Here is an 11235-nt window from a genome sequence, read left to right as displayed (position 1 = left end):
GATCGTCGGCGGCTGTGCGGAATCAGGAGACGCCCTCTAGGCTGAACGAGTGTTGCGGTGGATGGACGTCGATGACGAACTCGCGTAGTTCACTCGCGCCGCCGGTCGGGTCGTGGTGGCGGGAGGGAACGGTCGTCGCGGTGGCGTTCGTGCTCTGCCTGCTCGGTGGGGCGCTTCAGGTCGACGACACGGTGACACTCCCACCAGTGCCGGCCTACTTCCTCGCCGCGGTGTCGTCCGGGTTGCTCCTGGCGCGGCACCGCGCGCCCGTGACCACTTTGATCTCCACGACCGTGTGCGGCATGGTCGTCGCGCCGATGGGTTCGCTGTCAACCCCGCTCATGCTGGCCCCCGCCGCCATCAGCGCCTACTCACTCGCCAAACGCGCCGAACGACGACTGGCGCTCGCCGTCCTGCTCCCATCGGCGACGCTGCTGGCCGCCGTACCTCCCTTCTTCGAACCCGACTTCTCGTGGGCGGATATCAGCAGGTTGGCGACCGTGGCCGCGGCGCCGCTCGTGGCCGCCGTGTTCGGTCGCTCGACGCGGCACCGGCTGGCATACCTGAAGATCATGGAGGAACGGGCACGCTGGGCCGAGGAAAGCCGGGACGAGGAGGCCCGCCGGAGGGTGGCCGAGGAACGGCTCCGCATCGCTCGCGAGCTGCACGACCTGGTGGCCCACCAGATCACCCTGGCCAACGCGCAGGCCACCGTCGCCGCCCACCTCTTCGCTACCCGCCCGGAACAGACCCGCACGAGCCTGAACGAACTGGTCAGGACCACTCGCCAAGCCCTCGACGAACTGCGGGCCACTGTCGGTCTGATGCGCCAGCCCGACGACACATCCGCACTCACCGATCCGGCGCCCGGGCTGTCGCAGGTCCCCACGCTGCTGAAGACCTTCCGCAGCGCGGGCCTGGCGGTGTCGATGCACGAGGACGGCACAGCCAGGCCGCTGCCACCGTCCATCGACCTCACCGCCTACCGCATCATCCAAGAGGCCCTGACCAACGTGACCAAGCACGCCGCCACCGGCAGCGCCGAGGTGCGCCTCACCTGGAACCGCGACCACGTGACCATCACGATCATCGACGATGGCGGGGGACTCCGTAAGCTACAAGCGCACCCGCCCGGCTACGGTCTGATCGGAATGCGTGAACGGGCCACTGCGGCCGGCGGAACTCTCACCGCGGGTGTACGTCCCCAAGGGGGTTTCCTCGTCTCCGCCCACCTGCCTCTTCCCGCCGCCGAGAACACAGCGCGGATAACCGACGGAGCGACCGATGGCGAGGGCCGATGATCCACAACGCACCAGGCGACGAGCCGGACACCGGTGGGGCGGCCGGGGATGACACTGTGCCGCTCCGGGTTCTCCTCGCCGACGATCAGGCGTTGCTACGCGGCGCCTTCCGCACCCTCCTCGACAGCGCCGACGACATCGTCGTGGTCGGCGAGGCGGGCGACGGCAGGCAGGCGGTGACCCTGACCCGCACGTTGCGCCCGGACGTGGTGATCATGGACATCCGGATGCCCGGCACGGACGGCCTCGCCGCCACCGTGGAGATTTGCGCGGATCCGGATCTGCGTGCCACCCGCGTACTGATCCTCACCACGTACGAGACAGACGAGTATGTCGCACAAGCCCTGCGCGCAGGGGCCGGCGGCTTCATCGGCAAGGGGATCGAGGCGCAAGACCTGCTCGACGCCGTACGCACGATCGCCAGCGGCGACACCCTCCTGTCCCCCGCGGCGACCCGCTCCCTCGTGACCCGTTTCCTCGCCACGCCGGCCGGTACCGCAGCACGCCATCCCGAACGACTCGCCGCCCTCACCCCGCGCGAACGCGAGATGGTCGCTCTCGTCGCGACCGGTCTGTCCAATCTGGAGATCGCCGATCGGATGTACCTCAGCCCCTTCACTGTCCGCGCCCACGTGCAGCGCGCCATGACCAAGCTGGACGCACGCGACCGCGCGCAACTCGTTGTCATCGCCTACCAGACCGGCCTTGTAACCGCCGACCCCAACAGCGGCACCGCCCAGCCGTGATGTGAGAGGGCGTTTGATTTGAGTAGATTGCGGCTTATGTTCTAGTAGGTGCCTCGCCAGGTTGGAGTGGTCTCGTCCGTTATACGCTTGATCAGATTGTTGATCGACGCGATGTGAATCACGGCTTGGGAACTGGCGGGTAGAGTCTCATATTATTCCGCGATCGGGGTTATCCCGAGCTGACGCTGTCGAGGTGGGGTGGCGGATGGCCCGGTCGGGATAATTCGGTGTCTTCGTGTCCTGTTCTGCCGGGGGCCTCTGTCTGAGTGGGTGGAGCTCAGAGGGGAGGACATTCATGTACGTACGTGATCCGTTACGAGTAGTGGTGCCAGAGTCGCTGGGGGCGTACGCGGCCGGTTTCTGTGGAGCGTTGCAGCAGCAGAGCTATGCGGCGCACCCGGCGTGCGAACTGGTCCAGCTGATGGCGCATCTCAGCCGCTGGCTCGACGAGCGTCGGCTGCGGCCGGAAGACTTGACCGAGGAGGTCGCCGACCGGTTTCTGAGAGACCGACGGGGCGAGTACCGCAAGTTCCGCAGCAGGCGAGGGCTTGCACCGCTACTGGTTCATCTCCGGCAGATCGGCGTGGTGCCGCCGCCGGAGCCGGTGCCGCTGGACCTCCGCCCTGACGTGGCAATGCTGGTGCGGGAGTATCGGCAGTTTCTCGTGCATGAGCGTGGGCTGGCCAAGGTCTCCATCCGCCGCTACCTGATCGCTGTCCGCACCTTCCTGACGCTGCTGTCCAGCCCGTTGGACGGCGGGCTGGACCGGCTGTCGGCGGCCCAGGTCTCCCAGTTCGTGCTCGACCAGGCAGGACTGCGTAGCGTCCCCGACGCCAAGAGCATGGTGACCGCGTTGCGGTCGCTGCTGCGCTTCTTGTTCGTGACCGGCCGGATCAATCGGGACCTGGCTACGGCGGTGCCCACCATTGCCAACCGCAGGCTGAGTTCTCTGCCCGGGCGGTTGCAACCTGGGCAAGCCGATCTGCTGCTGGCCAGTTGTGATCGCGACACCGCTCTCGGCCGCCGCGACTTCGCGATTTTGACCGCGCTGTCCCGGCTGGGACTGCGTGTCTGTGAGGTCGCCGCCATGCAACTCGGCGACATCGACTGGAGAAGGGGACAGATGGTCATCTCGTACGCCATGACGTGCGGGACCAGCCACTTGCCGAACTGGCCGCCGATCGGCCTGGCCGCCGCGAACCCGGCCCGGAAGGTGGCCGCGTGGTCCTGGTCGTAGTCGTCGCCGCTGGGCAGCAGCAGCAGGTCGGGACGGAGCCGGTCCATCCGCTCCTGCAGCAGGTCCACCAGCTCGCGCAGGCCGACGGTGTCCAGCCGCTCGGTGAGCTGCCGATCCCCGTAGGCGATCTCGTAGCCGAACCCCCGCAGCTCGCTCACCTGCTCGATCTCGGCCGTGCGCTGCCGGTACGTCGTCGGCTCGGCGAGGCCGTAGTGGCTCATGCCATCGACGGCGAGGTAGAGCACGTGAACCTCGCAGCCGTCGTCCGCCAGCCTGGCGAGGAGCCCTCCGCAGCCGAGCACCTCGTCATCGGCGTGCGGCGAGACCAGCAGAACACGGTCAAAGCGGCGCATAGCGCCCCCTGACGTCCTCGCGGGTCTCGTAGTAGTCCGCCGTGGTCCTGATGAGCTCGTCCAGGTTGACCACCGGCTTCCACCCCAGGGTGGTCGCCGCGCGCAGCGCCGGCATCTTCTCGAACGACTCCGCCTCGGCGTAGGCGCCGCCGTGCAGGCGCCGCCCGTCGGTGTGCGTGATGGGCGAGTCGCTGCCGAGCAGGTCGCGCACCCGTTCGGCGAGCCTGCCGATCGTCGTGCGATTGGCCGGGTTGCCGATGTTGACGATCGGCTCGCCGGCGTCGATCGCGGCGTCCATGTAGTCGAGGACGAAATGGGTGAGGTCGTCGGCGGCCGTGAACGCCCGCACCTGCTTCCCGTCGCCGAAGACCGTCAGGGGCCGCCCGGCGAGCGCCTGCTGCACGAAGGTGGGCATCACGAAACCCCCGGCGCGCGACTGCCGCTGCCCGGCGACGTTGAACGGGCGGATCAGCACCGCCCGCAGCCCCCGGGCCATGCTGTTGACCGTCATCGCCTCGACCACGGCCTTGGCGACCCCGTACTCGATCCTGGCGTTGTAGGCCGTGGGCACCCGGAGGGGGTCCCGTTCGTCCAGGACGCCGCTGCGGCCGTAGACCTCCGCCGAGCTGAAGACGCACAGCGGGACGTCGGCCGCCAGGCACGCCTCGACGACGGCGCTCGAACTGGCCACGATGTCGTATCCCAGCGTGCCCGCCCGGGGCAGGATCCCGGCGGGGCCGACGTGCGAGGCGGCATGGATCACACGGTCGACCTCGGCTGCGGCACCGGCGGGCAGGCCCGCGCCCTGGCCGCGCGCGGCTGGACGGTCACCGCCGTGGACTACGCCGCGCCCGCGGTGGCGGCGGCGCGGCGTCTCGATCCGGGCGCGTCGGTGACGTGGCGGACGGCCGACGTCACGGACCCGGCGAGCGTCGACCCCGGCGGCCGGCTCGGCGGCACCGTCACGCTGGTGCTCGACAACGGCTGCCTGCACGGCATCCCATCCCGGCGGCGGCCCGGATGGGCCGCCACGGTCGAGACGCTCGCTGCACCCGGCGCCGATCTGCTGGTACGGGCCGCCGCCCCGCGCCGCCTCGGTGTCGGCCCGGCCGGGATCGACGCGACCGATCTCGCCGCGCTCCTCGGTGCGCGCTGGTCACCCCGGCCCGCACCGGACCCCGGCTGGTACCACTACCGCAGGCGGGCGTGATCGCGCTGCCCGGCCCGTGAACGGGCTGGCGGGGAAGCACCGGCCAGGTTCACCGGCCGCACCCAAGGAGCCGGATTCACCGGCCGCTCCCGGCCGCACCCGAGGCGCCGGGAAGCGCCGGGTCAGGTTGACCGGCCGCTACCGGCCGGACCCGAGGCGCGGAAGGTGCGCCGGTACGCCGACGGGACGACCCCCGCCTCCGCCGCCAAATGCCGCCGCAGTGAGGTGGCGGTGGCGAAGCCGACCTCGTGGGCGACCCGCTCCACCGGCAGGTCGCTGGACTCCAGCAGGTGCCGCGCCCGCCGCAGCCGCTGCTGGGTCAGCCAGCGGCCCGGGCTCAGACCGGTCTCCTGCCGGAAGCGCCGGGCGAAGGTACGGGTGCTCATCGAAGCGTGCGCGGCCAGCTCGTCCAGCGACAGGGGCAGTTCCAGCCGCCGCAGCGCCCAGTCGCGGGTCGGCCCGGTGCCGGCTTCGCTCGCCGGCGGCAGCGGCCGCTCGATGTACTGCGCCTGCCCGCCGTCCCGGTACGGCGGCACGACGCACTGGCGGGCGACCTGGTTGGCGACCTCGCTGCCGTGGTCCTGGCGCACCAGGTGCAGGCAGACGTCGACGCCGCTCGCCGCCCCCGCGGAGGTCAGCACGTCGCCGTGGTCGACGAAGAGCACCCCGGCGTCCAGCTCGACCCGGGGGAACAGCTCCTGGAAGATCTCGGTGAGCGCCCAGTGGGTGGTGGCCCGGCGCCCGTCCAGGAGACCGGCGGCGGCCAGCAGGAAGGCGCCGGTGCAGATGGACACCAGGCGGGTGCCGGGGCGGACGCGCGACAGGGCGGCGAGAGCCTGCTGGTCCGGGGCGGTGGGCGAGGTCACGGAGATCGCGCACGGAGGGATGATCACCGTGTCCGCCTCGGCCAGCACCTCGGGACCGTGCCCGGGGACGATCGTCAGGTCGGCATCGGTACGCACCGGCTGCCCGTCCACGCTCGCCGACAGCACCTCGTAGCGGCCGTCGGCGGAGCCCAGCACCCGGTGTGGGATGCCGAGCTCGAAGGGGTAGACGCCGTCGAGAGCGAGGACGACGACCTTGTGGGCATCGGGTCGCGGGGGCGGGGCCAGCGCGGCCGCGCGGCAGGCGAGCTCACGGAGCCGCTGAGGTGCGGGACGGGTGGAAGGATCGGCAGGCATGGCATGAATGTATCGGAGGCTGACCTTCTTGCCATCGACCCGGGCGCGACCGTACGGCCAGGATCGAGGCATGACGACGACGTACAGCAGTGCTGCCCCCACCATGCTCGCCCTGCACCAGACGGCCCTCGGCGGCCCGGAGGTGCTGCGGCTGACCGAGGTTCCGCGGCCCGTGCCCGGTGTCGGGGAGATCCTCGTGGCCGTGCACGCGGCGGGGCTCAACCCCACGGATTTCAAGCACCGCGCCATGAGTATTTTCCTGCCGCCCCCGCCGCTGACCCTCGGCTGGGACGTCTCCGGCACCGTGGTGGAGACCGGCCCGGGTGTCACGCTCTTCCAGCCCGGCGACGAGGTGTTCGGCATGTTGCCCTACCCGCACGGGGCGGGCTCCCACGCCGAGTACGTGACCGGCCCCGCCCGCGCCTTCGCCGCCAAGCCCGCGGAGATCGACCACGTCCAGGCGGCCGCCCTGCCGCTCGCCGCGCTCACCGCCTGGCAGGCCCTCGTCGAGACGGCGGGCCTGCGGGCCGGGCAGCGGGTGCTGATCCACGCGGCGGCCGGCGGCGTCGGTCATCTCGCCGTGCAGATCGCCAAGGAGCGCGGCGCGCACGTCACCGGTACGGCCAGCGCCCCCAAGCACGACTTCCTGCGCGAGCTCGGCGCGGACGCCTGCGTCGACTACCGCGTCGAGGACTTCGCCGGCACCGAGGAGCGCTACGACGTCGTCCTCGACGCGCTCGGCGGGGAGACCACCACCCGTTCCGTGGACGTGCTCCGCCCCGGCGGCGTCCTCGTCTCCCTGCTGCGGGGCGCCGAGGACACCCGCGCCGCGGCCGAGAAAGCGGGGGTGCGCGCGGTCACCCTGATCGTCGAGCACGACCAGGCGGGGATGCGCGCCATCGCCGGCCTCGCCGCCTGGGGCAGGCTCCGCGCGCACGTCTCCGGCACCTTCCCCCTCGCCGAGGGCGCCCGGGCCCACGCTCAGGGGGAGACGGGCCGCACGACGGGCAAGCTGGTCATCACCGTACGCTGAGGCGCAGACGTCGCGGGCCGTCCCTGAAGATCTCGAACGTCACGCCGGCGGCCGGTCGAGCTTGGCGGCCACGGCGTCGAGCACCCAGTCGAGGCCGGTCGCGAAGGACGTCTCGGCGTCCACGTCCGTGCCGTCGTGCACGAACTTGGCCACGGCCGGGAAGCGGCCCGTGGCCAGCATCTTCGTCACGTGCGGGCCGCGGGCGTGCTGCCAGTCGCGCACGGGTTGACTCCTGGCGGCTGCCGGGATCGGAGACGAAGCGCGATGAGCTTGCGCGCGCCTACGGCGCCGATGGCTATGCGCTGGTGGAAGCGGTGTATGCGCCGTTCTCCCCGGCCTGGTTACGGAATCTGCCCGCGGTGCAGGCGCTGCAGGTCATGTTGATCCAAAACTATGTGCGCGTCACCGACCGCAAGGGGCGGGAGGTGGTTCAGCGGCGGCGGCCCCTCGAAGACGGCGGAGAGGGACTGCCGCCGGTCAGAGTGCGGCTGACCTCCCCCTACGACACTGATGCCCGGTGGGCGGCCAAGGGCGACGACATGTTCTGGAACGGTTACAAGCTGCACGTCAGCGAGACGTGCCACACCCCCGCCGGCACGAACGGCAAGACGATCGTGCCGCCCAACCTGATCACGAACGTCGCCACCACGGACGCGACCGTGCCCAACAGCCAGATGACCGAGAAGATCCATCAGATGCTCGCGGCACGCAGGCTGCTGCCCGGCGAGCACTACCTCGATTCCGGCTACCCGTCTGCGGAACTCCTCGTCGATGCCCGCAAGAGGTTCGGGATCGCGCTCATCACCCCGGTTCTGCTGGATCACTCATCGCAAGCCCGCGCCGCCGCCGGCTACAACCGTGCGGCGTTCACCATCGGCTGGGACGCCGAACAGGTCACCTGCCCGCAAGGACGGGCGAGTTCCTCGTGGAGCCCGTGCGCCCAGCGCGACACCGAGGCGATCGTGGTCAAATTCAGCGGCGAGATCTGCCGGCCGTGCCCGGTTCGCTCCTTGTGCACCTCGGCCAAGAAGGGCGGACGCCAGCTCACCATCCGCGCCCGCCCCCTTCAACAAGCCCTTGACCAGGCACGTGCTGATCAGACCACCAAGGACTGGCAGGACAAATACAAGCTCCGCGCCGGAGTCGAAGGCACCATACGCCAGGCCGTCGCGGTCACCGGAGTCCGCCGAGCACGCTACCGAGGCCTGGCGAAGGTTCACCTCGAACACGTCTTCTCCGCCGTGGCGCTCAACCTCATCCGCCTGGACGCCTGGTGGAACGGGAACCCGCTCGACCGGACCCGCACCAGCCACCTTGCCCGCCTCGAACTGGCAGAACTCGCTCTCGCAGCCTGAGGCGAGTTAACCAGCAGGGTCCGCGATCTCGGCGTACCAGGCGTCGCTCGCCGCCGTGGCCGGGCCGTGGACTGGTTGGGGCGAGCACGAGCCGTCCAGTGTGGTCGAAACCGAGGAGGCTGGTCGGCATCAGACAACTGCTCGACGAACTCGCCGCGACCCGAGCCGGGTTCCAGGCGCGCATGACGGTCACCGGTGACTACCCCGCCCGAAGTCCGCGGGGTCAGCTACTTCTCCGACGCTTCCCTCCAGCAGCCCGCGGCCGGCGTTCCCACTCTCCTGTGCGGCCCGGCGACCCGAACCTCACGCACCAGACCGACGAGCGGGTCGACGTCCGGGCGCTGGAACACGCCGCCGAAATCCTCACGATGCTTCCTTTGGTTCTGGAGGCACCGGAAGCCGCGTGACAGTCGGTGGGCCGGCGCCCGGCCACCTCCCGTCAGCTCAGCAGGGGGAGCCGTTTGTCAACTCGGTGACCTGGTTGCGGGGGCCCGCGAAGATCACGCCGACGATGTCGGAGTTGGACTCGGCCGGGGTGGCGAGCTCGGCCAGGTACGCCTCGTAAGTGCGGGCCCGGAGGCCAGTTGCTCCCGCTCGCCGGCGAAGCGGTAGAGGCGGGTCGGCTAGGCCGGGTCCGCGGTCAGGATGGGCACCGGCGCCGGTGCCGAGGACGGTCGCCGCGTTGACCGTCTGGTTGGTGGGTAGCGCGGCTCGGGCGACGAGCTTCCGGGACGTGGGGCCCTACCGCTGAGATGCGTGCCAGAACCCAGGTCACAGGTTGTCGACGAGCCCCTCGAGATCCCGCTCGCCGTCACGGGTCTGCACGCCCGCGGCCAGCTGCTTCCGGGCGATCTCGACCATGTCCTCGGTGAACAGTGAGTACAGGAAGGCGTTTTCGACGACGTAGGCCGTGTTGGGGGCGGGCGGGGTCGCGGCCCTGACGGTGGCCTTGATCGCGGCAACGACCTCGGGGCGTACTCCCGCGATCCGGCGGGCCAGGGTGTCGACGAAGGAGTCGATCTCGTCGGCGGGCAGAGCCCGGTTCACCAGGCCGTAGCGCTCGGCCACTTCGGCGCCGACGAGCTGGCCACCGATGAGCAGTTCCAGGGCCCGGGCCGGGCCGAGCAGGCGGGTCATGTTCACCGTGCCACCGCCCCCGGGAAGGATCGCCAGGGTGGACTCGGGCTGGGCCTGACCCGATTTGCCGATCGCGGCGAACCGCATGTCGAGGGACATCAGGAACTCGTTGCCGGCGCCCCGGGCGAAACCGGCCACCTTGCCGATGGTGACCTGCGGGAGGTCGCGGACCTCGGCTCCCATGGCTTGGAGGATGTTCAGGCCGTCGGGGATCACGGCGCCCGGCGCGGCGTCGATCGCGGCCTGGGTGGCGGCGGGCAGGGCCTCCGGGTCGGTGAGGTAGGCCATGTCGCCGTGAGCGCTGAAGAACTCCGGATCGGCGCTCTGAAACACGATCACCCGCACGTCCGCATCGGTGCGCACCTGATGTGCGAACCCACGCAGTGACGGCAGCAGCACGCCGTCCATCAGATTGAGAGGCGGATGGTCGAGCGACACGGTGGCCACACCGTCCGCGACGGTGATCTCGAGGCCTGCCCAGCTGTGGTAGTCCATGGTGACTCCTTCTCGATGATGCCGGATGTGAGTCCCGGCTCCCAAGACCATATGTGGCAACCACTGAGGCGAACCATGCCCGCACAGCTCAGATGATTGATTATCTGCCTCATCTGCGTCTGATCAAGGTGCTAACGTCGACGTTATGGATCCACTGACCGACGCCCTGGCGATCTCGGGCGTCAAAGGGGCACTGAGCACCCGTGTCGAAGCAGGCGGCCGATGGGCGATCACCCTGGACGACTATCCCGGGGCGGCCCTGCATGCCGTGACCGCAGGCAGTACCTGGCTCACGGTCGCCGGACACGAACCGGTGGAACTAGCGGCCGGCGACGTGGTCCTGCTGCCCGCCGACACCCCGCACGGCCTCACCGACGACCCCACGGACACGGGCAGTGCCGGACGCGGTCGATGCGAGCATGTGGCCGCTCGCGGGCGCGGCACCGGTGAGGTGATCAGCCTCGGGTCGCAGCCCGCGACCACGCGGATCGTCACCATTCACTACGACTGCGACCCGGCCGCGCTCACCCAGATCCTGACCCTGTTACCAGGTCTCGTGCACGTGCGGGCCGAGGCGGGGACGCCCGGGCTGACCGACACGGTGCGCATGCTCGCCCGGGAACTCGCCCAACCGCAGCTCGCCACGCCTGCCGTACTGAAAAGCCTCATCGACATCATGCTCGTGCAGATGCTGCGCGCCTGGCTCGCGGTGAATCCTCCTGAGTGCTTCGGCACCTGGCTGGGTGCCCTCTACGACCCCGTCATCGGCAAAGCGCTACGGCACCTGCACGCGAATCCGGCCATCCCCTGGACGACCTCGACGCTCGCAAAAGCCATCTCGGTCTCCCGTGCGACCCTCGCCCGCCGCTTCCCGGCAGCCACGGGATACACCCCCGCGGCGTACCTGGCGAACTGGCGCATGGATTTGGCCGCCGTGCAGCTACGCGACAGTCATGGCTCCCTCGAGACCATCGCCGAGGCGGTCGGTTACAGATCGGTACCGGCATTCACCCGCGCCTTCACCCGAGCCCACGGACGCACGCCCGGGCGCTACCGCAGCGAGACACGCAGCCACAACGGTACGGCCTTCCAGTTGGAGACGCCCGCCCCGTCGAGCCTGACGATCAGTCATGACCTCATGAAAACGCCGACCGGAGAGCCGCCCCCTTGATCATCTTCGGGCATTC

Annotated in this window: 12 protein-coding genes and 2 pseudogenes; 8 read left to right on the top strand and 6 right to left on the bottom strand. The window is 70.2% G+C overall.

Annotated features, from left to right (window positions below; genetic code table 11):
- Positions 1–71 precede the first annotated feature (71 nt).
- Both ABN273_RS25040 and ABN273_RS25035 read left to right on the top strand, forming a co-directional pair.
- Positions 72–1301 carry a sensor histidine kinase gene (locus tag ABN273_RS25040; RefSeq protein ID WP_349451421.1) on the top strand — a complete coding sequence of 410 codons (1230 nt, stop codon included), beginning with the start codon at positions 72–74 and terminating at the stop codon, positions 1299–1301.
- Entirely contained in the window at positions 1298–2047 is a 750-nt protein-coding gene (locus ABN273_RS25035; protein WP_349451420.1) for a response regulator transcription factor, read from the top strand. The genes ABN273_RS25040 and ABN273_RS25035 overlap by 4 nt, the downstream gene beginning before the upstream one ends.
- A 41-nt stretch (positions 2048–2088) precedes the next feature.
- Here ABN273_RS25035 and ABN273_RS25030 read toward each other — a convergent pair.
- Positions 2089–2199 (bottom strand): annotated as a pseudogene (locus ABN273_RS25030) (IS5/IS1182 family transposase); the annotation flags it as partial.
- 143 nt (positions 2200–2342) lie between these two features.
- On the opposite strand from ABN273_RS25030, the gene ABN273_RS25025 reads away from it, so the two are divergent.
- Positions 2343–3284 carry a tyrosine-type recombinase/integrase gene (locus ABN273_RS25025; protein WP_349451419.1) on the top strand — a complete coding sequence of 314 codons (942 nt, stop codon included), beginning with the start codon at positions 2343–2345 and terminating at the stop codon, positions 3282–3284.
- Between the two features lie 14 nt (positions 3285–3298).
- On the opposite strand, the pseudogene ABN273_RS59605 reads toward ABN273_RS25025, so the two are convergent.
- A pseudogene (locus ABN273_RS59605) lies at positions 3299–3637 on the bottom strand (PIG-L deacetylase family protein); the annotation flags it as partial.
- Positions 3624–4400, bottom strand: coding sequence for an NAD-dependent epimerase/dehydratase family protein (locus ABN273_RS25015; protein WP_349451417.1), 777 nt, complete (start codon positions 4398–4400; stop codon positions 3624–3626). The pseudogene ABN273_RS59605 and the gene ABN273_RS25015, both read right to left, overlap by 14 nt.
- On the opposite strand from ABN273_RS25015, the gene ABN273_RS25010 reads away from it, so the two are divergent.
- Positions 4392–4847 (top strand): methyltransferase domain-containing protein, encoded by a 456-nt coding sequence (locus ABN273_RS25010; protein WP_349451416.1) that lies wholly within the window; start codon positions 4392–4394, stop codon positions 4845–4847. The two genes, ABN273_RS25015 and ABN273_RS25010, sit on opposite strands and share 9 nt — an antisense overlap.
- Before the next feature lie 122 nt (positions 4848–4969).
- On the opposite strand, the gene ABN273_RS25005 is transcribed toward ABN273_RS25010, so the two are convergent.
- Positions 4970–5959: a GlxA family transcriptional regulator gene (locus ABN273_RS25005; protein WP_349451445.1), complete on the bottom strand. Its 990-nt coding sequence runs from the start codon at positions 5957–5959 to the stop codon at positions 4970–4972.
- A 139-nt stretch (positions 5960–6098) separates the two neighbouring features.
- Here ABN273_RS25005 and ABN273_RS25000 point away from each other — a divergent pair, with 139 nt between their 5' ends.
- Positions 6099–7061, top strand: a complete 963-nt coding sequence (locus ABN273_RS25000; protein WP_349451415.1) for an NADP-dependent oxidoreductase — start codon at positions 6099–6101, stop codon at positions 7059–7061.
- A 39-nt stretch (positions 7062–7100) separates the two neighbouring features.
- Here the strand turns inward: ABN273_RS25000 and ABN273_RS24995 are convergent, their stop codons facing one another.
- Positions 7101–7283 carry a hypothetical protein gene (locus tag ABN273_RS24995; RefSeq protein ID WP_349451414.1) on the bottom strand — a complete coding sequence of 61 codons (183 nt, stop codon included), beginning with the start codon at positions 7281–7283 and terminating at the stop codon, positions 7101–7103.
- An 83-nt stretch (positions 7284–7366) separates the two neighbouring features.
- On the opposite strand from ABN273_RS24995, the gene ABN273_RS24990 reads away from it, so the two are divergent.
- On the top strand, positions 7367–8416 hold the full coding sequence (locus tag ABN273_RS24990) for a transposase (protein WP_349451413.1): 1050 nt from the start codon (positions 7367–7369) through the stop codon (positions 8414–8416).
- A 281-nt stretch (positions 8417–8697) separates the two neighbouring features.
- Positions 8698–8823 (top strand): hypothetical protein, encoded by a 126-nt coding sequence (locus ABN273_RS24985; protein WP_349451412.1) that lies wholly within the window; start codon positions 8698–8700, stop codon positions 8821–8823.
- A gap of 364 nt (positions 8824–9187) precedes the next feature.
- Here ABN273_RS24985 and ABN273_RS24980 read toward each other — a convergent pair whose 3' ends face one another.
- Positions 9188–10048, bottom strand: a complete 861-nt coding sequence (locus ABN273_RS24980; RefSeq protein WP_349451411.1) for an enoyl-CoA hydratase/isomerase family protein — start codon at positions 10046–10048, stop codon at positions 9188–9190.
- 145 nt (positions 10049–10193) lie between these two features.
- On the opposite strand from ABN273_RS24980, the gene ABN273_RS24975 reads away from it, so the two are divergent.
- Entirely contained in the window at positions 10194–11219 is a 1026-nt protein-coding gene (locus ABN273_RS24975) for an AraC family transcriptional regulator (RefSeq protein WP_349451410.1), read from the top strand.
- The last annotated feature ends 16 nt before the right edge of the window (positions 11220–11235 follow it).

This window comes from Nonomuraea sp. B19D2 (genome assembly GCF_040137845.1).
In the GTDB taxonomy this organism is placed as follows: domain Bacteria; phylum Actinomycetota; class Actinomycetes; order Streptosporangiales; family Streptosporangiaceae; genus Nonomuraea.
The sequence above is the reverse complement of the archived record's forward strand: the minus strand, read 5'-3'. Positions and strand labels throughout refer to the sequence as shown.

Coding starts and splice junctions, on each gene's coding strand:
- ABN273_RS25040 (WP_349451421.1), top strand. CDS start 72: ATGACGAACTCGCGTAGTTCACTCGCGCCGCCGGTCGGGTCGTGGTGG.
- ABN273_RS25035 (WP_349451420.1), top strand. CDS start 1,298: ATGATCCACAACGCACCAGGCGACGAGCCGGACACCGGTGGGGCGGCC.
- ABN273_RS25025 (WP_349451419.1), top strand. CDS start 2,343: ATGTACGTACGTGATCCGTTACGAGTAGTGGTGCCAGAGTCGCTGGGG.
- ABN273_RS25010 (WP_349451416.1), top strand. CDS start 4,392: ATGGATCACACGGTCGACCTCGGCTGCGGCACCGGCGGGCAGGCCCGC.
- ABN273_RS25000 (WP_349451415.1), top strand. CDS start 6,099: ATGACGACGACGTACAGCAGTGCTGCCCCCACCATGCTCGCCCTGCAC.
- ABN273_RS24980 (WP_349451411.1), bottom strand. CDS start 10,048: ATGGACTACCACAGCTGGGCAGGCCTCGAGATCACCGTCGCGGACGGT.
- ABN273_RS24975 (WP_349451410.1), top strand. CDS start 10,194: ATGGATCCACTGACCGACGCCCTGGCGATCTCGGGCGTCAAAGGGGCA.